Annotated in this window: 20 protein-coding genes; 16 read left to right on the top strand and 4 right to left on the bottom strand. The window is 50.6% G+C overall.

The genetic code is table 11. The features are described from left to right. Window positions 1-435 precede the first annotated feature (435 nt). A complete protein-coding gene (locus tag KJB30_RS03715) occupies window positions 436-2670 on the bottom strand; it encodes a vitamin B12-dependent ribonucleotide reductase (RefSeq protein WP_214296597.1) in 2235 nt (744 codons plus the stop codon). 64 nt (window positions 2671-2734) lie between these two features. Between KJB30_RS03715 and KJB30_RS03710 the strand changes: the two genes are divergently transcribed. From KJB30_RS03710 to rsmA, 7 genes are all read left to right on the top strand, one after another. After that, window positions 2735-2911, top strand: coding sequence for a hypothetical protein (locus KJB30_RS03710; protein ID WP_214296596.1), 177 nt, complete (start codon window positions 2735-2737; stop codon window positions 2909-2911). A gap of 46 nt (window positions 2912-2957) precedes the next feature. After that, the gene (locus KJB30_RS03705; RefSeq protein WP_214296595.1) at window positions 2958-4088 is read left to right on the top strand and encodes a right-handed parallel beta-helix repeat-containing protein; all 1131 of its coding nucleotides are present in this window, start codon (window positions 2958-2960) and stop codon (window positions 4086-4088) included. 216 nt (window positions 4089-4304) lie between these two features. After that, window positions 4305-5453: an aminotransferase class V-fold PLP-dependent enzyme gene (locus KJB30_RS03700; RefSeq protein ID WP_214296594.1), complete on the top strand. Its 1149-nt coding sequence runs from the start codon at window positions 4305-4307 to the stop codon at window positions 5451-5453. A gap of 221 nt (window positions 5454-5674) precedes the next feature. After that, complete coding sequence (locus KJB30_RS03695; RefSeq protein ID WP_246545485.1) at window positions 5675-5917, top strand: hypothetical protein; 243 nt, start codon at window positions 5675-5677, stop codon at window positions 5915-5917. A 55-nt stretch (window positions 5918-5972) separates the two neighbouring features. Further along, window positions 5973-7292 (top strand): PhoH family protein, encoded by a 1320-nt coding sequence (locus KJB30_RS03690; RefSeq protein ID WP_496198525.1) that lies wholly within the window; start codon window positions 5973-5975, stop codon window positions 7290-7292. A gap of 100 nt (window positions 7293-7392) precedes the next feature. After that, the gene (tsaD, locus tag KJB30_RS03685; protein ID WP_214296591.1) at window positions 7393-8400 is read left to right on the top strand and encodes a tRNA (adenosine(37)-N6)-threonylcarbamoyltransferase complex transferase subunit TsaD; all 1008 of its coding nucleotides are present in this window, start codon (window positions 7393-7395) and stop codon (window positions 8398-8400) included. 57 nt (window positions 8401-8457) lie between these two features. After that, a complete protein-coding gene (rsmA, locus tag KJB30_RS03680; RefSeq protein ID WP_496198524.1) occupies window positions 8458-9276 on the top strand; it encodes a 16S rRNA (adenine(1518)-N(6)/adenine(1519)-N(6))-dimethyltransferase RsmA in 819 nt (272 codons plus the stop codon). 255 nt (window positions 9277-9531) lie between these two features. Here rsmA and KJB30_RS03675 read toward each other — a convergent pair whose 3' ends face one another. Next, window positions 9532-10083: a Ros/MucR family transcriptional regulator gene (locus tag KJB30_RS03675; RefSeq protein WP_246545484.1), complete on the bottom strand. Its 552-nt coding sequence runs from the start codon at window positions 10081-10083 to the stop codon at window positions 9532-9534. A gap of 269 nt (window positions 10084-10352) precedes the next feature. On the opposite strand from KJB30_RS03675, the gene KJB30_RS03670 reads away from it, so the two are divergent. The 3 genes from KJB30_RS03670 to KJB30_RS03660 all read left to right on the top strand — a co-directional run bounded on the left by KJB30_RS03670 (window position 10353) and on the right by KJB30_RS03660 (window position 15452). After that, window positions 10353-11771, top strand: a complete 1419-nt coding sequence (locus KJB30_RS03670) for a sigma-54-dependent transcriptional regulator (RefSeq protein ID WP_214296588.1) — start codon at window positions 10353-10355, stop codon at window positions 11769-11771. 281 nt (window positions 11772-12052) lie between these two features. After that, window positions 12053-12292, top strand: a complete 240-nt coding sequence (locus tag KJB30_RS03665) for a hypothetical protein (protein WP_214296587.1) — start codon at window positions 12053-12055, stop codon at window positions 12290-12292. A gap of 313 nt (window positions 12293-12605) precedes the next feature. Next, the gene (locus KJB30_RS03660; protein WP_214296586.1) at window positions 12606-15452 is read left to right on the top strand and encodes a hybrid sensor histidine kinase/response regulator; all 2847 of its coding nucleotides are present in this window, start codon (window positions 12606-12608) and stop codon (window positions 15450-15452) included. A 369-nt stretch (window positions 15453-15821) separates the two neighbouring features. Here the strand turns inward: KJB30_RS03660 and KJB30_RS03655 are convergent, their stop codons facing one another. Further along, a complete protein-coding gene (locus tag KJB30_RS03655; protein ID WP_214296585.1) occupies window positions 15822-16514 on the bottom strand; it encodes a Crp/Fnr family transcriptional regulator in 693 nt (230 codons plus the stop codon). 383 nt (window positions 16515-16897) lie between these two features. Beyond that, on the bottom strand, window positions 16898-17446 hold the full coding sequence (locus KJB30_RS03650) for a PEP-CTERM sorting domain-containing protein (RefSeq protein ID WP_214296584.1): 549 nt from the start codon (window positions 17444-17446) through the stop codon (window positions 16898-16900). 468 nt (window positions 17447-17914) lie between these two features. On the opposite strand from KJB30_RS03650, the gene prsT reads away from it, so the two are divergent. The 6 genes from prsT to KJB30_RS03620 are packed head-to-tail and all read left to right on the top strand — an operon-like array spanning window position 17915 to window position 26308. Further along, a complete protein-coding gene (gene prsT / locus KJB30_RS03645) occupies window positions 17915-20560 on the top strand; it encodes an XrtA/PEP-CTERM system TPR-repeat protein PrsT (RefSeq protein WP_214296583.1) in 2646 nt (881 codons plus the stop codon). 33 nt (window positions 20561-20593) lie between these two features. Further along, window positions 20594-21961, top strand: a complete 1368-nt coding sequence (locus KJB30_RS03640) for a TIGR03013 family XrtA/PEP-CTERM system glycosyltransferase (RefSeq protein WP_367618920.1) — start codon at window positions 20594-20596, stop codon at window positions 21959-21961. Between the two features lie 52 nt (window positions 21962-22013). Further along, a complete protein-coding gene (locus KJB30_RS03635) occupies window positions 22014-22817 on the top strand; it encodes a polysaccharide biosynthesis/export family protein (protein ID WP_214296582.1) in 804 nt (267 codons plus the stop codon). A gap of 60 nt (window positions 22818-22877) precedes the next feature. After that, window positions 22878-24386 (top strand): XrtA system polysaccharide chain length determinant, encoded by a 1509-nt coding sequence (locus tag KJB30_RS03630; RefSeq protein ID WP_214296581.1) that lies wholly within the window; start codon window positions 22878-22880, stop codon window positions 24384-24386. A 27-nt stretch (window positions 24387-24413) separates the two neighbouring features. Then, window positions 24414-25229, top strand: a complete 816-nt coding sequence (locus KJB30_RS03625) for an XrtA-associated tyrosine autokinase (protein ID WP_214296580.1) — start codon at window positions 24414-24416, stop codon at window positions 25227-25229. 14 nt (window positions 25230-25243) lie between these two features. After that, complete coding sequence (locus KJB30_RS03620) at window positions 25244-26308, top strand: XrtA/PEP-CTERM system-associated ATPase (RefSeq protein ID WP_214296579.1); 1065 nt, start codon at window positions 25244-25246, stop codon at window positions 26306-26308. Window positions 26309-26322: the final 14 nt, after the last annotated feature.

The raw sequence follows: 26322 nt of genomic DNA, 5'->3' as shown, positions 1-26322 counted from the left end.
TTCCTCAGCGACTCTGCGCGAGAAGAAGATTTTAAATCCGGCTTTTTCGAGGAAGTTTCGTGAGGCAAAAGCTTAGAGTCTTAAAATTATTTCGCGCGGCCAAAAGTAGGTGCCTCCAGGCAAGTCGCAGAGAACGCGGAGAGGACGACAAATCTTTTAAGGCCAAAACTTTTTTCAGCCTCACGATTACTTTACGATTTTCAAGACAAAACCGTAAAAGCCTAATGCTGTTGACTTTAATTCATAAATCCGGCCTTTTCGAGGAAGTTTCTTGAGGCTAAACGTTTTGTTTTAATGTCTTTCTCTGCGTTACTCTGCGCCTCTGCGCCTCTGCGCGAGACAGCCTTCAGTAGTTATATTTAAACACAAAAGACCCGCCCATTAGTTACTTGGGAGGGCCTTTTTGATGTTTTACTTTAGCAGACTAACGGATTGTTAAGCACACTCAGAATAGCCGCAGACGTGGCAGACCGAACACCCACCCTCATGCTCAACGATGCCGCCGCACTCTGGGCAGGCGCCGCGCTCCTGGCGCGCGGTTTCGGCGTTGGTGTCGTAACCGCCGGCGATCAGGTGTGACTGGATGGCCTTGGCTACTGCGTCGGCGCAGGAAAGCACGCGGTTTTCACCAAAGCCGGAGGGGCAGTGGCAGGAGATGCCGAGCAGCTGCTTGATGACCTGGCGCGCCTGCACGCCGCTGCGCCATGCCAGGGAGACCATGCGTCCGATGGCCTCGCTCTGGGATGCCGCACAGCCACCCGCTTTGCCCATGGTGGTGAAGAGTTCAAAGAGCCCGTTCTTGTCTTCATTGACCGTGATATACAACGGTCCGCAGCCGGTCTGCATCTGGTATGTCCATCCCCGCAGCGCCTTGGGACGCTCGCGCTTGATAGCGTTGCGCTCGTCTTCAGCTGAAACGGGTTCAAGTGGGGCTTCTTCCTTTTTAGAGGTGGAAAGCACCTGCTCATCGCGGGAGCCGTCACGGTAGATGGTGACACCCTTGCAGCCGGTCTGGTAGGCCAGCATGTAGGCGTTTTCCACATCTTCGATGGTGGCAGTGTTGGGGAAGTTGACGGTTTTGGAAACCGCATTGTCGGTATAGAGCTGGAATGCCGACTGCATCTGGATGTGGTCGTTGGGTGTAATGTCATGGGCAGTAACAAAAACGTTGCGCACATCGAGAGGGATCTCGGGGATGTCGGCCACTGTGCCGTGTTCGGCAATTTTCTTCATCAGCTCTTCGGAGTAGAACCCACGCTCTTTGGCAACCTGTTCAAAGTAAGGGTTGACCTCAACCATCACGTTCTTGTCCATGACCGTACGGATGTAGGACACGGCAAAGAGAGGCTCAACGCCGGAGGAGGAATTGGCAATGATGGAAATGGTGCCGGTCGGCGCGATGGTCGTTACCGTGGCGTTACGCATCGGAGTTGCTCCCTTCTTGTCGAAGATGGAGCCTTTATAGTTGGGGAAGGAACCGCGCTTCTTGGCCAGTTCCTGAGAGGCGAGATGTCCTTCTTCATTGATGAATTTCATCACCTTTTTGCCAAGTTTGACTGCCTCTGGCGAGCTGTAGGGAATGCCGAGCAGGATCAGCATATCTGCCCAACCCATGACACCCAGACCGATCTTTCTGTTGGCGTGGGTCATGTCGTGAATCTGCTGCAGCGGATAGTTGTTGGCCTCGATCACGTTATCCAGGAAGTGAACCGCATTAACCACGGTTTCCTTCATTTTTTTCCAATCGATGGAGCCATCCTTGACAAATTTACCCAGATTGAGTGAACCCAGGTTGCAGGATTCGTACGGGAGCAGCGGTTGTTCGCCACATGGATTGGTTGATTCTATCTCGCCGATGTGGGGAGTGGGGTTGTCGCGATTGAGCCGATCAAGGAAGATGATGCCAGGCTCGCCGTTCTCCCAGGCCTGCTTGACGATGCGCTGGAACACCTTGCGTGCATTGAGGGTGCCGCACTGTTTGCCGTCACGGGGATTAAGCAGGTCGTATTCCTCATCGTTTTCCACTGCCTGCATGAATTTCTCGGTCAGTCCGACCGAAATATTGAAGTTGTTGAGATGCTTCTGATCGGCCTTGCACATGATGAAATTCATGACATCGGGATGATCGATTCTCAGGATGCCCATGTTTGCGCCGCGGCGCGTTCCACCCTGCTTGATGGTTTCCGTGGCCATGTCGAACACGCGCATGAATGAAAGCGGACCACTGGAGATGCCGGTGGTGGAGCTGACCACATCATTTGCCGGACGCAGACGGGAAAAGGAGAAACCGGTGCCGCCGCCTGACTTGTGGATCAGAGCGGTGTATTTGACTGCATCGAAGATTTCTTCCATGGAATCGCCGACCGGCAGGACGAAGCAGGCGGAAAGCTGACCCAGTTCGCGTCCTGCATTCATCAGGGTAGGAGAGTTGGGCAGGAACTCGAAGCTGGTCATCATGTCATAGAATGTATCTGCCAGACTTTTCAGATCTGCTTTTTTATCGAATACAGCATCCGGAGCCGCAATAGTTTCAGCCACCCTGCGAAACATGTCTGCCGGAGTTTCCAGACTCTTCCCCTTAACGTCACGGCGGAGATAGCGTTTTTCAAGGACAGTCAGGGCATTTTTTGAGAGATCCGGAATACTGGCGGGAGATGTTTCTTTTTTCATTGTTGACTCCTGTAGATTAAAAATGCTGTCAAATCGGTAGATTGCGCTCGAAGGGGGTTTTGATATGACAACCACTATATTTGGTAGCGCGGGAGGAAATAAACCACAACATGTATGTGGTGTCAATCAGTTATTTTTAGCCAGACCTAACCCGCTGAAAGCACAAGAAAAGCTGTCTGATAAGTCTTGTTCAGGACCAGGTTATGTTGTTATTTGGCGGCACAATGATTTACAGTACTAAGCAAGTGTGATAAGAAGCAATGGTTCAAAGAACAGGAGTATGACTGGTGAAGAAGCGTTTTTTATGTGTTGAACCAATAAAAGTCATTTTGTTTTTGGCGCTGCTGCAGATTTTCATATCTGTGCCAAATGCCTATTGCTCTACCCCCGTGGTCCCACCCGCGGCTCAGGAGCGCAGGGCTGCTGTTTCCCAGGCTGACCTCAGTTATGAAAACTCCACACTTACGGAAGATGTTACATGGCGCGGCACTGTTCTGATCAGGGGCTATGTCGTGATTGCTCCCCAGGCGACCGTGCGCATCGAACCAGGTACTGTGGTCCGTTTTATGAAATCAGCCATTCTGCGTCAGTCGCCTCGACTGGTGGTCATGGGGCGGATCCAGGCTACCGGCAGTGCCGAGCGGCCGATATTTTTCGGCCCCAATCTATCGGATAGTGCACACGGCGACTGGGGCGGCATCCTGCTGCTTTCCACCGAGAAGCGTAATCAATTCGACCAGGTTCATATCGAAGGAGCGGAAACGGGAATCGACTCCCGTTTCTCGACACTGACGGGTAAAGGGATTGTCATTACCCGCAGTACGGTCGGCATGGCACTTAAAGACAGTACTGCACATCTGTCCGAGATCTCGGTCAGCGAATCTGAAACAGGTCTTGATATTCGCGACAGTGAAATTGACCTGCGGGATGGTCTTGTTTTCAACAACCGGCGTGGTATGAACGGGGTAGATGCTTCCCTGGTACTTGTTTCGCTGGCATTACGAGATAACGAACAGGGAATTCAGGTTGAAGACTGTCGCCTTAGATTTACTTCCTGCGAGTTCTCAGGAAACAGCATCGGTGCCCTGGTGAAAGGGGGCGAAGGTCAGCTGCTGTTGAGCCGCTTCCTGCGCAACCGCGAGGCTGGTTTGCAGTTGAGTGGTGCTCGCCTTAGAATCAATCGCACCCTGTTCGCTGACAATCTGCGAGATGGCGTCAGGGCTGAGGATGGCAAGAGTGTCATCTGGGGCTCATCTTTCAGCGGCAATGGCGGCTTCAATCTGGTTGTGTCGGGCCAGGAGAACCTCAATGCAGTTCTTAACTGGTGGGGAAGCGCGGATGAGACGACACTGTTGTCCAAGCTTTCCGGACAGGTTATCTCATTACCGTGGTTGACAGAAAAGCCGGTACTTCCATGAACGTTTGTTGAAATTCAGGTGGTTCAAAAATAGTTAGATCGTCGCACCCGGAGAAAACCCCGCGGAGGCGTCACCCAACATCCGCCGCACACTTTCACCTGTGAAAGTGGACCGCGAAGGCGTCCGAAGGGTGAGGTCGCAGGCCGAAGTCACAAGGCGGTTTTCGAGGACTGCGGCGAGATGTTTGTTTTTCAACAACCTGTTAAAAAGGTCTCCATGTCCATTTATCTTGACAACGCAGCAACATCATTTCCCAAGCCGGAACCTGTCTATCAGGCGGTAATGAATGCCATGTGCGAGGTGGGTGCCTCTGCAGGGCGGGCAGGTCACCGTCGCTCTCTGGAGGCCGGGCGCCTGGTGTATCAGGCCCGCGAGTCAGTGGCAGCCCTGCTGTCGATTCCCGATTCCTCGCGGGTGATTTTTACCCACAGTGCGACCGAAGCGCTGAATATTGCGGTGCGGGGAACGGTTTCAGCGGGCGACCATGTCATCACCACATCGATGGAGCATAATTCCCTGCTGCGCCCACTGTATGCCGTCCGGAAGCAGGGTGTGGAACTGACAATCGTCTCTGCCGGCAGCGACGGATGTGTGGACCCGAATGACATACGACGCAGCCTGCGGCCGAACACCAGGATGATTGCCGTTGGACATGTTTCCAATGTCTCCGGCACGATCCAGTCGCTTGTGGAGATTGCCGCTGTTGCCCGGGAGGCTGGTGCCCTGTTCCTCGTTGATGCTGCCCAGTCCGCCGGATGTGTGCCCCTTGATGCGGTTGCCATGGGGATTGATCTGTTAGCTGCACCTGGTCACAAGGGGCTGATGGGTCCCCAGGGAACCGGTTTCCTGTACGCTGCCCCTCAGGTTCGTCTCAAGCCGCTTATAGCCGGCGGAACGGGGACCAACTCAACTCTGGAGGAGCAGCCTGAATCGATACCTGAAGGTTTTGAGGCGGGTACTCACAATGTGCCGGGAATTGCCGGACTGCAAAAGGGAATCGAGTTTGTTCTCTCACAGGGAGTTTCAACCATTGGGGAGAAGGAGCGCTCGCTGGTACAGTATGCTGCAGAAGGTCTGGCGTCCATTTCTTCGCTTACCCTTCTGGGACCGGCAGATTCCTCACGGCATACCGGTGTGCTCTCTTTCACTGTAGAAGGAATCGATTCCTCGGCCCTGGCCTTTGCGCTTGATCAGGAATTTGATATCGCGGTGCGGGCCGGCCTGCATTGTGCCCCGTTGGCCCATCGCACCCTGGGTACATTCCCAGCGGGGACGGTACGTCTCAGCCCCGGCTGGTTCACCACACGCGATGAGATTGCTATTTTCTGTGATGCCGTTGTAAAATGTAGCCGTGCCGGTCGATAGCTAAGCTAATCCTGTTGGGGAGCCATGCAATGAAAAATGTGAATAGAACCAATCTCCCGTTTCAATGCATCCCCTCCCCCAGCGGGGGAGGGTCAGGGAGGGGGAAAAACTGTGAATTCAGCTACTCCCCCCTCCCAACCTCCCCCCGCTGGGGGGAGGTGTTAACTTTTGATACTGGTAGGGGATTAATACTATCCATTATGAAAAATGTGACATTATTCATGCTGATTCTGCTGGTCTGTGTCTCCTGCTCCATGGCGCCCGAGCGCCCTTTCACCAAAGATCAGTTGTATAAAACCGGGATTTACACCTATTTCACAGTCAATGATTCCCCTGAAAGCGTGTTGGCAGCCATAAACAAGGAGGGAGAGGTTGTTCTGGATGCCTTATATCGCAATCGTCCCGTCTGGTTGAAGATTCTCGGCAAACAGGAAGGATTGACCGTAACCATAGTTGAACGCTGATCACACCGAGTAACAGGCACTTATTCCAAGCAATATTCCCATGGCAGAAAGGTTAATCGTGAAAAACTTCATTCTGGACACCAACGTACTGCTGCACGATCCCCAGGCCCTTTTCAAATTCCATGAAAACAACATCATCATTCCTATTACGGTCATTGAAGAGATAGACCGTTTCAAAAAGGACATGAACGAGACCGGGCGTAATGCTCGCCAGATCTCGCGCATCCTTGACACCATGCGGGAAAAAGGTTCCCTTGCCAGCGGCGTCAAGCTGCCTGGACAGGGCATACTCTGTGTCGAGATGTTTACCGAAAAATCGCTCAAACTGTTGCCGGTGGATTTGCGGGTGGACAGCGGCGACAACCGCATCCTTGCTGTAGCCATGGATGTGCGTGAAAGAACGCCGGACATTCCGATGGTATTCGTCACCAAGGATACCAATCTGCGCATCAAGGCCGATGTGATCGGGCTGACTGCAGAAGATTACGAATCCGACAAGATCGATATCCAGGATCTCTATTCCGGTACGCGCACCATTCAACTGTCGGCTGAGGAGATCGACCGGTTTTACGGACAGGGGTGGCTGAATGCTCCCGAAGGCATTTCTCCAAACGAGTTCCTCACCATCGAAGACGCCGGCAATCCTTCCCATACAGCTATCTGCCGCTACGACGCTCTCAGCGGTCATATCGTACCGGTCCGGAAGGTTCCCAAGGAAGGAATCTGGAGCCTGTACCCCCGCAACCGTGAACAATCCTTTGCCCTGGATGTACTGATGGATGATTCCATCAAGCTGGTGACCCTGGTAGGTAAGGCGGGCACCGGCAAAACCCTGCTTGCCATCGCCGCAGGTTTGCACAAGGTTGCCGAAGAGAGCGTCTATAACCGTTTGCTGGTTTCCCGCCCGGTTTTCCCCATGGGCAAGGATCTCGGTTTTCTGCCCGGTGACATCGAGGAAAAACTGACTCCCTGGATGCAGCCGATCTTTGACAATGTGGAACTGCTTATTTCCGGTCATGAATCGGAAAAGCGCCACAGTAAGGGTTACAAGGAGCTGATGGCCATGGGGCTTCTGGATATCGAGCCGCTGACCTACATCCGCGGCCGTTCCATTCCCAATCAGTACCTGATTGTGGATGAGGCCCAGAACCTGTCCCCCCACGAGATAAAGACCATTGTTACCAGGGTAGGGGACGGAACCAAGATCATTCTCACCGGCGACCCCTATCAGATTGACAATCCTTATGTGGATTCTTCCAGCAACGGTCTCTCGTACCTGGTGGAAAAGTTCAGGGGAGAAAAAATCGCCGCACATGTGACCCTGACCAAAGGGGAACGCTCGGAACTGGCCGAACTGGCCGCGAATCTGCTGTAAAAAGCGATTTTGGCTTCAGACGGGTCGGACAGGTCTGGCAAATCGGACATGTCCGACCCTATTTTTTTCTCAACCTCAACCTTAATCTTACCTGGAACCCATGCTTGTACTTGCAATAGAAACATCCTGCGATGAAACCGCTGCTGCGGTGGTAGCTGACGGTCGTCGAATCCTTTCCTCGATCGTCTCTTCCCAGATCGCTATCCATGCCGAGTATGGGGGGGTTGTGCCGGAAATCGCTTCCCGCAAACATCTGGAGATGATCTCGCCGGTCATCAGCCAGGCGTTGGAAGCGGTGAAAGTGACTCTGGCGGACATCGAAGGGATCGCAGTGACACGCGGACCTGGGTTGTCAGGTGCGCTGCTGGTCGGTTTTTCCACCGCCAAGGCGATTGCCAGCGCCCGCAAAATTCCCTTTGTCGGCATTCACCATATTGAGGGGCATATTTTCGCCTGCTTCCTGGAAAAGCCGGTGGAATTTCCTTTTCTTGCCCTGGTTGTTTCCGGCGGTCACACACATATCTATCTGGTGGAGGGATTCGGCCGATACCGCACCATGGGAAGAACGGTTGACGATGCAGCCGGAGAGGCTTTTGATAAATCAGCAAAGATCATGGGGCTTGAATATCCCGGTGGCGTGCGCATCGATGCCATGGCCCGCGAAGGCAATCCTGCCGCAGTGCGTCTGCCGCGGCCTTTGATGAACGATGGCACCCTCAATTTCAGCTTCAGCGGTTTAAAAACTGCCATGCTGCAGCATCTTTCCAAACATCCGGTGGCCATTCCCGGTCCCGAAGCTAACGACCTGTGCGCTTCGTTCCAGGAGGCTGTCTGTGATGTACTGGTCCATAAAACTTCACTGGCTCTGGCGCAAACCGGAGTCAAGCGCCTCGTAGTCGCTGGGGGAGTTGCCTGCAACAGCGGATTGCGTCAACGCATGGCCTCGATGGCCGCCAAACTCGGTATCGAACTGCACATTCCCAAACCGGCCCTGTGCGGCGATAACGCCGCTATGCTGGCTGTTGCCGGTAACTTTTATCTTGAGAACGATAAAGCTTCTGACAGTGCTTTGGATGTGACAGCAACCTGGAACATGGATCACATTTAAAAGATTGTTGAAAACCAGCCATCTCGCCGTCACGGCAATTTTGAATAATCAGGAGAAATTTTGAAAACTTTGCGGCGCCCACTCAAATCCCTTGGTCAGAACTTTTTGGTCGACCAGAATGTTATTGGGAAGATCATCGAAAGTGCTGCTCTGCAACCGGAAGATCAGGTTCTGGAAATTGGTCCCGGCCGTGGTGCCCTGACCGAGCGTCTGGCGCGCCGTGCCGAAAGGCTGCTGCTTGTGGAGTACGATCATGCCCTGGCTGAAAATTTAACCCGGTCCTATGCCGATAACTCGCAGGTGACAGTTGTCGACGGGGACATTCTGGCAGTGGACCTCTCGGCTCTTCTGGGCCAGGGACCGGCACGCTGGAAGGTCATCGCCAATCTGCCCTACAATATTTCCACTGAAGTATTGTTCAGGCTGGAAGAGGTGCGTGGCAGATTGTCGCGCATGGTGCTGATGCTTCAGAAAGAGGTGGGAGATCGTCTGGTAGCCCCCCCTGATTGCTCCAATTATGGCGTGACCACAGTCTTGCTCGGGCTGAATTTCGACATCCGCCGGGAGTTCATCGTGCCCCCCGGCTGCTTTCATCCGCGTCCAAAAATCGATTCGGCAGTATTGAGTTTCGTGCCACTTGCCACTCCGCGTGCAGAGGTGGGTGATGAACAAATATTCCGGAGAGTTGTCAAGGGTGCCTTTGCCATGCGTAGGAAGACACTTGCAAATTGCCTGAAAAGCGCGGATCTGTCTGCTGACATGGGGATTGAAGCGTTGCTGGAGGAATGTGGAATTGACGGAAGGCGTCGTGGTGAAACGCTCTCCCTTGATGAATTCGCCCTGATCTCCCGGCGTCTGACGGCAATGCGGGGATAATCTCATATACTGCAGTTGGAATAACACGGAGCAACTGAGCAACAGAGAAATCAAAATCTTACATCGAACAGATCATTCACCTAAAAGGTGAGTTCAGGAAAAAAGATTTTTCAACAAACATACTATTCTCTGATTTACTCCGTTGCTCCGTTGCACCGTGTTTCAAATGCTTTTTTTAGGAATTATTAAGAGCCAGCCAAGACAAAAAAACCGCCTCCAAGGGCGGTTTTTTTGTGGCTGACGTATGGGGAATTCTTATGCTTTAGCGGCCCTGGATTTTGGGGCCTTGGTCACTTTTGCTGGTTTTGCCGATTTTGCTGATTTTACGGGTGCTACATTCTCCTCGACCGGCGCTGTTTTGACAGCCTTCATTTTTGCTGCCTTGGGGGCTTTACGAGCTGCACGGGCTTTTTCCAGATTGGCGGCCAGATTGTTTTCGTTGGCAGCTTTGCGACGTGCTTCGGAATAGTTTTTTGCGGTAAGCGACTGAGTGCCGGGGATATTAAACTGTTTGCGATATTGGCCAGGCTTGAGCTCATGGGCCTGCTTGAGATGTCGAGTTAAAGTTTTGAACCCACTTTTTCCGCAGATCATGCAGGTTACCTGATCGGGCTGAAAAGCTTTCTTCAGGGAAATGACAGGTACTGTTGGAGCGCTGCCGGTTTCAACTACTGTTCCATCGGTCTCCAGCTTTTTCAGGGTGGAGTATACTTTGTTGATTTCAAGAATCAGTTCATCACTGGACAGTCCGTTGCTTGCAGCATGGGAAGCTACAATGTTAGCAGTTAATTCTACAAGAGTTGCCATCACATTCCCTCCTTTTATTAAATTTCAAGTGAGTAAACATGATTCGAATACATAAATCAAGTCATTTTAACAACAAGAAAGTACTTTCATCTGTTCTTCTTCTAGATTGTTCGCTTTTTGTTTTTGATCTTTCCTAAAAAAAGAAGGCCTCTGCTTGATAAGTCGAAAATACCAACTATACTGTTAGAATTGTGTCGCCCGGACTGCCATGCAGCCTGGTTTTGCAGAATGTATTTTCTATATATTGCTATTGAAGAAAGGCACTTACCATGAAAACAAAGATTAATTTTCAACTGCCGATTCTTCTGGTGGATGACGACCCTGTTGTGCTTGAAGTAAGCATGACAGCACTTGAAAGTGAAGGAATAAGTAATGTTGTTACTCTTTCTGACAGCAGAAAACTTGTACATTTCCTTGAGTCCAATCCAGTCTCTCTGATTATCCTCGATCTGGTAATGCCGCATGTGTCGGGAATGGAACTGCTGCCGGTGCTGATCCGGGACTTTCCCCATCTTCCTGTAATTGTCATGACATCGAACGATGATCTTGATACCGCAGTCAGATGCATAAAAGCCGGAGCAACCGATTACATTACAAAGCCGATGGATGTGGAACGGCTGCTGCTGAGTGTGGAAAAGGCGCTGCAGGTAAATGAACTCAGCACTGAGAACCGTAACCTGCGTGAGTATCTGCTTAACGATCGCCTGGAATACCCTTCCGCCTTCGAATCCATGGTTACAACCAGCAAAAAGATGCGGGCGATTTTTCAATATATCGAGGTAATCGCCAAATCGGATCAACCGGTTCTGATAACCGGTGAAACAGGTGTCGGCAAAGAACTGATTGCCAGGGCCATTGGAGAGCTCAGCGGCAAAAGAGGAGCGTTTGTCACGGTCAATGCAGCCGGGCTTGATGACAATATGTTTTCCGATACTCTTTTCGGTCACAAACGGGGGGCATTCACCGGAGCCGATCAGGCGCGCGAGGGTCTCATCAGTACGGCTGCCGGCGGAACCTTGTTTCTCGATGAGATCGGTGATCTCAATGAAATGTCCCAGGTCAAGCTGTTACGACTGATTCAGGAAAATGAATTTTACCCCGTAGGTTCGGATATCATCAAAAGAACCGATGCAAGGCTGCTTGTTGCCACTAACCAGGATCTGACCAAATTGATCGCCAGTAACAAGTTTCGAAAAGACCTCTACTATCGTCTCTGTGCACATCATATTCATATCCCGCCGCTAAGCGAACGCCGGGAGGATATTCCTATTCTGCTGGATCACTTCCTTGAAAAGGCTTCAAAATCGCTTAACAAACCAAAACCGGTCCCTTCCAGGGAAGTGGTGGCGCTGCTTTCAACCTATCAGTTTGATGGAAATGTACGAGAACTCCACGCCATGGTTTTTGATGCCGTTGCCAGGTATTCCACGGGGTTGTTGACGCTGGAAAGTTTTGCCGGCCTGTTCGCCAATGTCAACACCTCTCTGGATGTAGCTTTGCCACAGCCCAGCAAGGAGCTGGATGAATCCATCTATGAGTTTTTCGGGCGTTTTCCAACCATAAAAGAAGTTGAAGACTATCTGATTTCATCTGCCATGAATCTGACCAGTGGTAATCAAAGATCTGCAGCAATGCTGCTGGGGATCGCCAGACAGACTCTCAGCAAACGTCTCAGTAATCCGGCATGACCTGCATGTGTAAAGAAATCGGCACAGGTAAAAATAATAACCACCCTGGAGAACTGAACAACTTTCACCTGTTTCACGTTTTTAACCTGACCTGCTCGTGTCCCGATGTCAGTAATCGGGTCTTACTGTTTTAATGGAAGCTTTTCAAGGTGTGGATTTATCGACGAGATTTTTTTGTTCTCGCTGGCACAATTCGTGATGTATCTGATCTCCGAACGCTGAGAGAATCCACTTTGAACAGTTGAGTGTGATTCGCACCCCACCGAGATTGGAGACAGACCTTGAACATTCCAGCCCAGCAGAAAATCACCACATTGTCCTTTGCCATCGAATACTGGAAGCTGCAGAGTGAAGTCAGTCTGGCCACAGGAGCTCCTCTGCCACCCTGTTACTATTGCACAGCCTCCCAGATCTGGACCTGTTCCAAGACCGGGAAAGACTGCAAGATTTTCATGGAGTATTGTTCTGCAACGGGATGGGAAGAACCGACCACGTGCATGCCGGAGGGTATGAAAAAATAACCGCCCTAGAAGGTTGTTGAAAAACAGCCATCTCGCCGCCGTCCTCGAAAGCCACCTTGTGCGGCGTAGCGCTGCAGACCCTCACCCAATCCCTCTCCCAAAGGGAGAGGACAAAGCATGCTCTCCCCCTCTGGGGGAGAGATAGAGAGAGGGCTGGCCTCCGCGGGACTTTTTCCGGGGGCGACGATCTGACTATTTTTGAACAACCAGAGTATTTCAACAGCCTCCTAGTACCATGTATATTTCGTAGGCCCTGCTGTCGACATGTGATGCGAAGACAAAAGTGTTACATGGCACCAGGGAAGGAGAAGTCGTGAATCGCAGGTCCAGGATTATGGTTGTTGAGGATGAGACAGCCATAGCAGATAAGCTGTGCAAATTGCTTGCTGGTTTGGGATATGACGTTGTCGCTACTGCCGATAATGGTGAAGAAGCCGTGGAAACAGCAGCCGCCGTACATCCTGATCTGATCCTGATGGATGTCACCCTCAAGGGTAGCATTGACGGTATCATGGCTGCCGAGCGCATCAGATCCAGCCTTGACGCAGCCATTGTCTATACAACGGCTCATGGTGATGAAGCTACCTTCTCCCGTGCCAAATCAACCAACACCTTTGCTTATCTCGAAAAACCGATTCGCCTCAGCGATCTCAAACACTGCCTGGAAATGGCCATCTACAAACAGAATCAGGAACGGATTCTGAAACAGATGGAACAGGCCGTACGGCAGAGCGAACAGAAAAATCTCGCTCTGCTCAAGGCGATTCCTGATCTGATCATCCGATGCCAATGTGATGGAACCATCCTCGATTGCCACAGACCCCCCACCGAAGATTTTTTCTTTCTACCTGATTTGATGATAGGTCGCAGCATCTGGGACATTCTCTCACTCGGAGTCGATGGAGCCACTCAGGACACTCTTAGGCAATGGCTAAATTCAGATGATGTGCAGCTTTGTTTCGAACTCTCCATAAGGGGTGGACGGCGCTATCTTGAATTGCGCTCAGTGCGAAGCTCAGCTGATGAGGTAATCGCCATTGTGCGGGACATCACGGAACAGAAACGGGCCCAGGCGGAAATTGCGCGTCACACGCAAGAATTGGAAAAATCCCGGGATCACATCGTTCAGCAATCCCACGAACTAATCGAAGCATACCAGCAGGCTGAAACCGCAAACCGTGCCAAGAGCGATTTCCTGGCAACCATGAGCCATGAAATACGTACCCCGATGAATAGTGTCGTTGGCATGTCCGATCTGCTGCTAAAGACTGAACTGTCCGAACAACAGCGTATCTTTGCATTCGGGATACTTAATTCCGCCAACACTCTGCTTGAGATAATCAATGATATTCTGGATTTCTCTAAAGTGGAATCGGGCAAGATCGAGTTGAAGCCGGTTCCTTTCGACTTGCGTGAACTGTGCGAGGATGTGGCGAGCCTTCTTGCACCTAAAATGGACGCAGACCAACCGGAGCTGATAGTAAACTGCGCCCCTGATATCCCGACTCATCTGAAAGGTGACGCGGGACGCATCCGGCAGGTTTTGGTAAATCTTGTCGGCAATGCCATGAAATTTACGACACAAGGTTGCGTGGTAATCAGTGTGGAGTGTCAGGAAATCATTGAAACCGGGGCTGCTTTTACCATTCGGGTCAGCGATACGGGCTGCGGGATTGCAGAAGACAAGCTGCCTCTGCTGTTCCAGAAGTTTTACCAGGTAGATACCATCTCTGTACGTACCGCCGGAGGAACCGGCCTTGGGCTGGCGATCTGCAAGAGTCTGGTTGAAATGATGGGTGGCACGATAGGGGTTAAAAGCACGCTCGGAAAAGGAACCACATTCTGGTTTACTCTGACATTGCCCCTGGATCTGTCATACCGGGTCGAACCGGTGCCTTATGTCTCGAATCTTGCGGGTATGCGCGTTCTGATCGTTGACGACATCATGCAGAACCGGCTTGTCCTGGCTAAATATCTGGCATTCATGGGGCTGCGCTGCAGTTTGGCAACATCCGGTGAAACAGCGCTTGAAATGCTGAGAAGTGCCCAGCTGTATAATGATCCTTTCAGTGTCGCCCTGATCGACTACACGCTTCCGGATCTGGATGGAGTAACCCTGGGGAAAACAATAAAAAAGGATAGCAGCATTGCTTCTACCAGGCTAGTGCTGCTCAAGCCACCTTGCCGGGATTACGGAAACGAACTTCAGTGCATCCAATCGTTTTTTTGTGGAGAGATCGCAAAGCCGCTCTATATGCAGCAGATCACGGAAGCAGTGATAAAGGCTTCCCTGAAGACCGAGAAAAACACTGGAGCAATTCTAGTTACTCCCGGGATTGCCAGGGTGCAGGATCAACCTGATCCACCCAGAGAACCTCATGTGCTTGTGGCAGAAGACAATCCGGCCAGTCAGCTTGTGGCTGAAACGATGCTGAACTACATGGGCTGCAGGACGGATCTTGTTTCAAGCGGTCGTGAAGCGGTTAAGAGAATCTGCAAGCAGACCTATGACATTGTGTTTATGGACTGCAATATGCCGGACATGAGCGGATTTGAGGCAACTGCAGAGATCCGGCGGATGGAAGGCGAAAACAGGCACACTGTCATCGTTGCACTCACAGCAAATGCCATTAAAGGATACCGGGAAAAGTGCCTGGCCGCAGGCATGGATGACTACCTGAGCAAGCCGATCCGATCACATGATTTGCAAGCGAAGTTGCAGCAGTGGGTTTTTCCCAACCAGGAACCCACTGGTCCGGAAACTCATCCTCAGTCTGATGCAGTGAAAGGGTGCATGGAAGATGACGTCTTCGATTCCGAAAGGCTGCAGAAACTTGTGCATATGTTCAGGAAGACAGGCAAGGACCTGGTCCCGGTCGTACTTGAGCCTTTTCTGAAGAGTGCTGAGGAAAACATGCCTGCACTGCGTGCAGCGGTGGCTTGCAGCGATTTCGGCAAACTGTACGAAAAAGCTCATCACCTTCAGGGGGGAAGTAAAAACCTGGGACTGAGGAAAATAACCCACATATGTGCCGGCCTGTTAGAGAGCGCCAGCATGAACTGCAATGATGGCATCAACGATCTGGTTCAATCACTGGAAATGGAGATACCGCAGGTGAGAAGGCAGGTATGTTACATGCGGGAAAAAGGGTTGATTTAACCCTAAAAGGTTGTTGAAAAACAGCCATCTCGCCGCCGTCCTCGAAAGCCACCTTGTGCGGCGTAGCGCTGGCCCCCTCCCTATCCCTCTCCCAAAAAAGGGGAGGGCATTCAGTTCCCTCTCCCTTTATGGGAGAGGGTGGCCAAGGCCGGGTGAGGGGCCTCCGCGGGACTTTTTCCGGGGGCGACGATCTGACCATTTTTGAACAACCTGAATATTTCAACAGCTTCCTAAGAAAGGCATTTCACCACAGAGGACACTGAACAGCTCACCTTCCTGTTTCAGATTACAAACAATAAGTCCTGAATTCTCTGTGTTCTCCGTGACTCTGTGGTGCTAATTGCCGTTTTTAATTGATATGGTTGAATATTAGTATGGCCGTATGAAGTGTGAAGTCAGCAGGATGTGCTTGTTGTCCATGATTTCTATTTCGCCGGACTGGCTCAGTCGTGAGAGGAGTCGACTCACCGTTTCACGGGTAAGCGAGGAGTGATCGGCTATTTCCTTGTGAGTGAGCTTGAATGGAATGACTATTCCCCTCAAGTCCTTGATGCCGTACACCGAGCTGATGTGAGATAGTACAGCACGCACCCTCGTTTCAGCATCGCTCAGGCTCAGAACCTTCAGCATGGTCCATGACTCCCTGAGTCGCTCGCAGAGCAGGGAAATGATCTGCTTCAGTACATGTTCGTTCTGCATGAAATACTTTTCAAAGTCTATTTTGGAAATCAATCCCACAACCGCATCTTCCATGGCCACGATTGTCGCAGGTTGTGCCTTGCCATCCAAAAGAGTCATCTCACCGAAAAAATCTCCGCGTTTGCGTATTACCAGAATCTGTTCCTTCCCGTCCGGATTAACCCGTACAACCTTTATCTTTCCGGAAAAAATGACATACATGTAATTTTTTGAGTCATCTTCCATCAAAATGATGGAATTCTTTTTGTATTGTTTCTCAGAAATAATTTGAATCAGTTTTTCCTGCTCATCATTTGCAAGGCATGAAAACAGAGGTATGCGCTCCAGAGCGTGTTTATTGCTATGGCTTTCAGTATCTTTCATATTTTCCTCACTGGTTTCATAGAGGTAGTGCCAGGAGCCTGTCGGACTTAGGGTAAAACTACTGCAAATCAATCTGGACGGACCATATTTCGTCGCTTACTTGGTCAATAGAACAACTATTGACCTGCAAAATCGCCAAAATCTGTCCTCCCCCAGCCGAATTTTCGCTACGACTTCCTAAGTCCGACAGACTCCTAAGCTGGATTGGAACCAATGGGCGATCTGACAAAAAAACGGCATTCCCCAGATCCCTGCCGGACTTAGTCGCCTAAGTCCGGCAGAGGCCTTTTTCAATGTGCCCCATCATTCACAATTTGTGATGAGGTTGAGGTTGAGATTGAGATTGAGGAAGTTCCTTGAACTCAACCTCAACCTCAATCTGCCTATTTTCGTTTTCTGGCCCACAATGCCATGCCGCTGAGAGCAAAGCCCAGGAGCATAAGAGTGGCAGGTTCAGGCACTGGAGCAGGTGTGTTGCTGGAGGATGGGGAGAGCAGACCGTTCTTGGGGTACTGTTCTGAGAACTGCCTGAGTCTCATGGAAGGATCATAGGCAATCGTTACTGCATCCGGGGTTTCACCAAGCTGGGAGTTTGAAAAAAAATCCGACAGGTTAAGGCTGCTGCCGTGAGTCTTTGATTGCCGAGGCCACTCATTGGCTCTGCTAAGAACAGAGAGAAGAGCTTTTTCTGCAAATTCGACCTGCATGCCGTGTGAAGCCACCTGAAGCCTGTATGGTGTCGGTGCCGAATTAACCGGATCGAACAGCTCATTGAAGAAAGGTACTTCGAATTTTGTTTCCCCCCCTGCAGGAGAATTTTGTGTTCTTGTCGTGTCTAGCTTATCCTCCAATACCGAATATGCATGTGCATCGAAGAGAGAATAAGCTGCAAGCATAAATAAACAGAGCAGTATGGAGCAGGCATATTTCATAGAAATCTCCTTTGTACATTGATACTGGTGCCTCAGTACTGTAGTGGAACCGATTGCAGTGGTACCATTCGGGACACATGACTGTGTGAGCAACTGGTATGCCAAGGTCTAAAGTATTGTTTTAATAAAGTTTACAGTTGTGATATCCGGTAAAAGTGTAAGTCGTGCCGACGGATGGTTAGGATTATTTACATCCCGTGATCTTGCAGTCATCCATTTAAGATCGATGCGGGGCAATACAATTAACACCAGTCATATTTTTACACCTGTCCTAAAACCCCCTCAATTACAGCTTTCCGACACCGTAACCACTGAACCCTCTCAAATTTTAACAAGCTATCAATGTGGCGTTTCCCTTGTAAGGAACTGATAATTCGCTAGAAACCAGCAATGGTGCGGCTGGCACGCTTTGTGGTTATACCTGGACTTACGTTCTGCTTTTTTTGAACAGATGGCGGAGGGTCTGGCGTGCATAAAATATTGATCATAGTGCTGCTGATGCTGTGGTGCCTATCCGGCTGCACAGAAAAGACAGGCCCTGAATTGTATGCGGACGGGGTCAGACAGTTGCATAAAAACAATCCCACGGGAGCCATCGTACTGTTCAGGAATGCGTTGAGCAAAGACCAGAACCTGGTTGACGCGAGACACCAACTGGCGCGGGCATTTATGGCGGCAGGGAAACCTGACCTGGCTGAGAAGGAACTGCAGAAAATAAAAAGGCTCAACCCTACCCGCAATGATCTTTGGCTCGAACTGGCTCAGCTTTACAACACTTCCAACAAGCCGGATCTTGCCATCGCAGAGGCTAAGAAGTACCTCGAATTTCAGCCTGAATCTGCAGAGGCCCTCGAAGCCATGGGAGTCGCTTATGGGCTGAAGAAAATGCCCCGCGAATCGGAAGGATTTCTTGTCCGTGCGCTTTTGAAACAACATGGGAAAGTTTCAGCCACTCTCAGACTGGCGGAGCTCTATGCAGCCCAAGGAAAAATTGATCAGGGAGAGGCATTACTTGGGGATGTGATTTCGTCGAATCCCAAAAATGAACAGGCTCATAATTTGTTGGCTGAGATGGAACTGTCGGCGGGTAGAAAAAAACAGGCGTTGGCCATCTACAGAAAACTGGAAAGTCTGAATCATGCAGATCCGGTTGCGCCATACAGGGCAGGTCTTCTCTGCCTGGAATTAGGTGATGTGCCCTGCGCAGAGTCCACGGCAGCCGAGCTTTTGAAGAATTTTCCAAGAAACTCGGAGGGGCAGCGTCTTAAAGGCATCATCCTGTATCGCAACAAGAAATACAAAGAATCGATAACCGCATTTCAGGCGGCCAACAAACTGCTTCCGACTGCCAGCGGTCATTACCTTCTTGGTCTCAGCCTTTATGCCAACAAGGAACCTGAAAATGCTCTCAGTCAATTCAGGCTGGTACTTGATGCGGTCCCCACATTTCACCAGGCCCGCTTGTTAAGCAGCATGCTGCTCTTGAAGCTGAAACGCTACGATGATGCCATCGCTGAGTTGAACAAGCTTCTGGAAAAGGATGTCGGCAATGCCATGGCCCATAACCTTCTGGGCAGTGCCTACCTGGCCAAGGGTATGTATGAACAGGGAATGAAAGAGCTGAACAGGGCAGCGTCCTGTGATCCCACACTTATAGATACCTATCTCAAAAAAGGAATTGTTCATTTAAGCCAGGGAAAGACCTCCGAAGTGGAAACCGATCTTGTGACGGCAATCAGGGTCGCCCCCGAACTGCTCAATACACGGCTTATTCTGGCATCCTTTTATATGCAAAAGAACGATGCCGCTAAAGCTTTTGATACCTTGAGTGAAGGGTTGAGAGGAAAACCGGATGATGCAGGACTCTATTCAGCCATGGCCAAGGTCAGATTCGCTCAGAAAAAACCGAAAGAAGCGATCTGCTTTCTGCAAAAGGCAAAAGCACGCAATCCCAGGTCGGTTGATCCGTACTTTGCTCTGGCAGTTTACCATTCCGGCAATGGAGATTCAGATTTGGCTCTGAAGGAATACCGGGATGTTCTGGTCAAGCAACCGGACAACATCAAGGCCATGCTTGATATGGCGGCCTTGCTTGAAGCCACCGGACGTGAAGCCGAGGCGGACGCCTGGTATCTCAAGGTGAGTAATACCCACAAACCCTCTGCATATCTGGAACTGGCTCGACACTTTGAGAATGGCGGCAGGTTTGAAAAGGCTCTTGCGGTCCTGCAGGAAGCGACCTCTTTTATTCCACGTTCTCCGGAAATCATAGAAAACAAGGCGCGGCTTCAATTGAAAACACAGCAGTACAAACAAGCTTTAAAAACCATTGAAGACCTTGAATCATTGGCACCTGAGAATGGTCTGGCGCTGAGGATACACGTACTGGTGGCTACCAAAAAGCTGCAGGAGGCCGTTAACCAGGCTCAGCGGGCAATAAATCTCCGGCCCGATGGCTCACGTGGATACCTGTTGCTGGCTTCTGTTTACCAGGAGCAGGGGAAAATCGATCTTGCAGTCACTGAATTGAAAAAAGAAATCTTACGTAACGGAAATGATCCCCAGGTGTACCTCATGCTGGTGGCGTTGCACGCCAAAACAAAGGATTACAACCAGGCCTTGAAAATCAGTGCCGATGCATTGCAGAAGTTCCCTAATTTTGCACCCGCCTGGTATAGCCAGGGCACTGTGTACGAACAGCAGGGCAAGTTCCGGGAGGCAATTCACAACTACCGTTCGGCCATAACGCTCTCGGGGGATTATGCCCTGGCCATGAATAATCTGGCCTATCTCTACGCCCAAGGCTATGGCACCCGGAATGAAGCTTTACGGCTGGCCACTCGAGCAGCAGCCCTGGAGCCAGGAAACCCGGGGATTCTGGATACCCTCGGGTATGCACACCTGAAAAACGGCAATCACCAGGAGGCGGTCCGGATACTTGTTAAAGCTGAATCGATCAAGCCTGGAGATCCTGCCATAAATTATCATCTCGCTCTGGCCCATAAGGCTGCAGGTGAAAAGAGTCAGGCCGTTTTACGGCTGCATAAGGCTTTGGATGCCCAAGATTTCTCTGATGCCAGGCAAGCCAGGTATCTGCTGACTGAATTGAACTGATCACTTTTCAAAAAGTATGTAACGAGGAGCAATGTGGAATTACACAAGAGAATGATTCTACTGGTTATGGGCGACATTGTATCCGCACTGCTTTCACTGCCGGTGGCACTGCTCATTCGAAACCGGACCATACCGACCATTGGAGACGTGCGTGGCTTGGGCTATGGAGTGATTGTTGTCTACATTACGATTGTGGTCTTTTCTTCATTTCTGGTTGAGTTCTACAGAAACCACAATGAGATGTTCGCCAGTGACATGGCTATTAAGATAGCCTTTTCCCTTGGTCTCTCCGCCTATGTTCTGGCCCTGTTCACCTATACGCTGCCAGCCGGGAGCCAGGGCAGCGGCATCCTCGCAGTCTCCCTGGTAATCTTTGGCATGCTTCAGTTCATCTGCCACTTTTTGTACCGCCATTATGTGAACTTCAAGGGTTTTGCCAGACGGATACTGATCCTTGGTGTTGGACCCCTGGCGGATCATGTGGGAGCGATTATTCCCTCGACAGACGAAAATTACGTGCTCTCAGGGTATGTCAATTGTTCTAACGAAGCTTCACAGGTTCCTGTCGGAACGGTTCTGGAAAACAAGGGGGGGCTGTATGAAACAGTCAGGCAGCAAAAAGCGGACAAGATCGTGGTGTCGCTCTCGGAACGACGCGGTGTGTTTCCTTTTCACGAGGTAATGGCGTGCAAACTCAGCGGGGTAGAAGTGATCGATGCACCATCATTTTACGAAAAGGTGACCGGCAAGCTCTTTTTAGAGGGGATCAACCCCAGCTGGATCATCTTTTCCGACGGTTTCAAGGTCAGCTCATGGCTCAGGGGGGGGAAACGTGCCATGGATCTGATCTGTGCTCTCATCGGCATCATCTTGACCCTTCCATTTCTTCCCTTGATCGCGCTTGCCATAAAGCTTGATTCAGCTGGTCCCGTCTTCTATCGGCAGGAACGTGTCGGCGAGAAAGAGAAGCACTTCTTTCTGTACAAGTTCAGAACAATGAGAGCCGATGCCGAGAACGGAACCGGTGCAGTGTGGGCACAAAAGAATGATACCCGCATTACTCGCCTGGGAGCCTTCTTCCGCAAGTGCCGAATCGATGAGCTACCGCAATTCATCAACGTGCTTTCAGGCGATATGAGCATGGTTGGTCCTCGTCCCGAACGTCCCGAATTCGTAGAAAAGCTCAAAGAACGTATTCCGTATTATTCGGAACGACATTTCGTGAAACCCGGGGTCACCGGATGGGCCCAGGTGAGGTATCCCTACGGCGCTTCCGTGGAAGATGCCGTTGAAAAGCTGCGTTACGACCTCTACTACATCAAGAATATATCCCTGGCCTTTGATTTGATGATCATTCTGGAAACAATCCAGGTTGTTCTGTTCAGACGGGGTGCACGTTAAAACGACAATCCAATCATCATCACGAACCATGGAACGCGCAAAGGAGAAAGGTATGAGAAGAACATTATTGGCTGTGCTGGTTGGAATTATTCTTTTTCCCGGTCTTGTCCGGGCCGCCGACTACGTAATCGGGGAGGGGGATGTTCTGGATATTTTTGTATGGGGGGTCAAGGAACTCAATTTATCAGCCAAAGTCCGTCCTGACGGCAAGATAACTATCCCCGGTCTCGGAGATGTCAAAGCCAATGGTCAGACCCCCCCGCAACTGCAGAAGTCTCTCGCTGACAAGCTTAGACAACTGGTCAAGTCTCCCAACGTAACCGTGAGTGTCAGGGAAATTACCAACAGCAAGGTGTATGTGTTCGGCGGCGGGGTCAAATCCGGGGTGTACGACTTGACCCGGCGCACCACTCTGCTTCAGCTGCTCTGTTCCATAGGCGATGTCAGGTCGGCTGATCTCAAGCGCGCCTACGTGATGCGTGAGGGAAAGATGGTCAAAGTCAACTTCCACAAACTGTTCATAGGTGGGGACACCAGTGAGGATATCGTCATTGAATCCCATGATTCAATTTATTTTCCGCTGCTGGGAGACAAGAGCGTGTACGTGCTGGGAGCGGTCAATGCCCCCAGGTATATCGAGTACCGCGAAGGGATGACCGTCATGGAAGCTGTGTTGGAAGCTGGCGGATTCAACAAATTTGCCAAGCAGAATAACACCACCATATATCGCAAGGAAAACGGCAAGGATGTCATCATTCCGGTGAAGGCCAAGGATCTTTGGAGCGACGGCGACCTGACTCAGAATATCAAGTTGCAGCCCAGCGATTATGTTGTGGTCAAGGAAAGTATGTTCTGAATAGAAGAGATGTTGTCATTGGTATGACCGCATTTTTTAAAAATTCGAGCGGGGTGTCGCATGAATGAATCTTCAGATTTTGATTACAGGAAATATCTTCAGCTTGTCGTTAAGAAAAAATATCTCTTCGTTATAACTGCCCTGGTGATCATGACCGCAGTGGTTATTTTCAGTTATCTGCAGCCCGAGCGGTATCAGGCGGAGAGCACGGTTTTTATTGAAAAGAGCGTAATCAGCGATCTTGTCAAGGGTATTGCCGTTACTCCTTCAATTGAAGAACGTATCAGGGTCCTGTCCTATTCCATAAAAAGCAGAACCCTTCTGCTCAAGGTTTTTGACGATCTGGACCTGAACATCAACAAGAACGATCCTAACCAGGTGGAAAACATGGTCAAGGCGTTCCAGAGCATGACTGACGTCAAACTCAAGGATAAAGAAGGATTGTTCATTATCTCCTTCTCCCACACCGATCCCCGTCTTGCGCGTGATTACGTCAATACCCTCGTGCGACGCTACATAGAGGACAACACTTCGTCAAAGCGAGAAGAGTCCTACGGTGCAACCCGTTTTATCGGGGAACAGATAGCAACGCTCAAACAAAAACTGGAAGAATCAGAAGCTGTTTCAAACAATTTCAGAAGATCCCAGGGTGGGATTCTTGGACAAAGTGAAGAAGGAGTACTGCGCGATATCAGTGATGCACAGGAAAAGCTGAACGAGGCGAGTATCAAGCGTCGTGAACTGGAAAGCATGTTGACCCTGTCCAGGAAGAACGATCCGCTGCAGGTAAAGCTGAGCGGACTGCTGCGTAAGCAGCAGGATCTCAGTCTGGTTTACACCGATCAGCACCCTGAGTTGGTGGGAGTTCAAAATGAAATCGCTTCGGTCAGAGAGCAGATGAAATCAGGCAAGGTTCGAGCCGAAATGGCAGCAAATCCATCAATTGAGCAGGAACGGATCAGGATGGAACTGAATTCGCTGCGTGACACAGAGCGGAATCAGCAGCGCCTGATTGCCCAGAAACAGGGGATATTGAGGAGCATTCCGGCTGCCAGGACCAAGCTTGAGGAAATGGAACGCGAAAAGAACGGTCAGAAGAACCTCTATGAACAGCTGATAGCCAGGCACGGGCAGTCCGAGGTTTCAAAGCAGATGGAGGTGCAGGATAAATCGAATACCTTCAGAATCGTTGATCCGGCAGTTATTCCGATTAAACCGATCAGCCAGCCACGGATACGGTTGATCCTTTTAGGAATTGCAGGCGGTCTCTTCGGCAGTCTGGCGCTGCTGATTCTATGGGATCGTATGGATCGCTCGGTGCGCAGTCTCGATACCCTTAAATCGCTCGGAGTTCGTATTCTTGCCGTAGTGCCGACGATAGAAAACCTCCAGGAGATCGAGTTGCAGCGCAGGCGCGACCGCAGATTTTACATTGCAGCCGGCGCCTACTTTCTCTGCATTCTGGCGACACTCCCCTTTGAGCTGATGCGTGACCTTTCATTTGTACCTCTGGATGCCGCATCGATCAAGCAAGGTCTGAGTCACATGAAGAACCTGACCTTAAAATAATCATTGTGATAGTTGAGAGGATATCCCATGAGCAGAATTGAAGAAGCCCTTGAAAAAGCGGAAAAGCTGCGCAACAGCATGTTTCCGATGGCAGACGAAAAGAAAAAGCCCCACATGCAACATGTACCTCCGCCCGTTGCCGGCGCAGCATTGAAGGTGACCAACCAGCTGCTTGTTTCGGCAGGTGATCTCAATACGCCGGCAGCAGAAGAATACCGCAAGCTGAAATCAGCAATAGTAAGGCTCACCAAAAGCGACAGCTTCAGCAACATGTTGATGGTGACCAGTTCCATCGGTAGCGAGGGGAAGAGCATCACGGCTCTCAATCTTGCTCTCAGCATGGCGCAGGAATTTGATCATACTGTTCTGCTGGTGGACGCTGATCTCAGGAAACCATCAATACATACGTATCTGGGGATAGAGAACAAGGTCGGACTTACGGAATGCCTGCTGGATGGTGTTGACGTCAAGGATGCGATCATTCGAACCGGAATCGGGAAACTTTCCCTTCTGACAGCCGGGCGCGAAGTGCGCAATCCAGCAGAAGTCTTTTCCTCCCAGCGGGTCAAGGAATTCTTCCTGGAACTGAAGAACCGGTATCCCGATCGTTACATCATTATAGATACTCCGCCGGTCCTGCCGTTTGCAGAGACGCGCTCCCTGAGCAGTGTGGTGGATGGCGTCGTGCTGGTCGTGAAAGAAGGGGAGGTGTCGCTGAAGAAAATATCGGAAACAATGGATTGCCTGAAAGGGACCTCTCTCCTTGGCGTCGTGTACAACGAGGCGGCCAAATACCACAGCGACAGCCATCTCTATTACCGGCAGAGCTACGCCAATCCATGATTCCGAGGTAAAGCATGTACGAGTCCTTTTTTAATCTAACAAGAAAGCCTTTTGATCTGCTGCCTGATCCTGACTTCCTCTTCATGAGCAGATCGCACAAGAAGGCGCTGTCCTATCTTGATTATGGCATTCGTGAACGGGCCGGTTTCATCCTTCTTTCCGGTGAAGTCGGGTCGGGAAAAACAACAATTATTCGAAATCTTATCAAAAAACATCTCGGCAATGTCGTTCTCTCCAAGATCTTCAACACCAGAATCAATTCCGAACAACTGATAGCAATGATCAATGACGATTTTGGCCTGCCGGTTCAGGACAAGAACAAGATCACCATGCTGCGGGACCTGAACACATTCCTGATTGAGCAGTACATGAAGGGTAACAGGCCGGTGCTGATTATCGATGAGGCACAGAACCTGTCCCAGGACATTCTGGAAGAGATCAGGATGCTGTCCAATCTGGAAACCGACAGTGCCAAGCTCCTGCAGATCATTCTGGTCGGCCAACCGGAGCTTCGTAAGACGCTGGCTTCACCGGAGCTGATCCAGCTGCGTCAGCGCATCAGCATCAACTGTCATATTCAGCCCCTCACCCAGCTTGAAACAGAGCTGTACATCATGCACCGCATGGAAAAGGCAGGCGGCCGCAATGCCGTCAGCTTCTCTCCTGAAACAATGACCATCATCTACACCTACAGCAGAGGCATTCCGCGTTTGATCAACATAATCTGTGATTTCATCCTGCTGGCGGCCTTTGCCGAAGAGACCACCATCATTGATGTGGCTCTGGTGAAGGACATAATCGGTGATCTGGATTTTGATAATCACTTCTGGGGTGGAGAGACAACTCCGGAGCGTGCTGCACCTTCCGGAGAAACTCCTGGTTTTGCATCGGCTTTGAGCAACATCAACGAACGTCTCGATACGATGGGTAAGGACTCGGAAATATTCAACCAGAAGATGTTCGAGGAAATGACAGCCAAAATCGCCTCGCTGGAACAATCCTTAAAATCCCACCAGGAAAAGACCGGATCGATCCTGCAGAGACTGCACAAATATATCCCGCTGATGGGGAATGGGTGAAGGTGCCGAATTTG

Origin of the sequence: Pelotalea chapellei (assembly GCF_018531195.1) — a bacterium.
GTDB classification, from domain to species: domain Bacteria; phylum Desulfobacterota; class Desulfuromonadia; order Geobacterales; family Pseudopelobacteraceae; genus Pelotalea; species Pelotalea chapellei.
The sequence above is the reverse complement of the archived record's forward strand: the minus strand, read 5'-3'. Positions and strand labels throughout refer to the sequence as shown.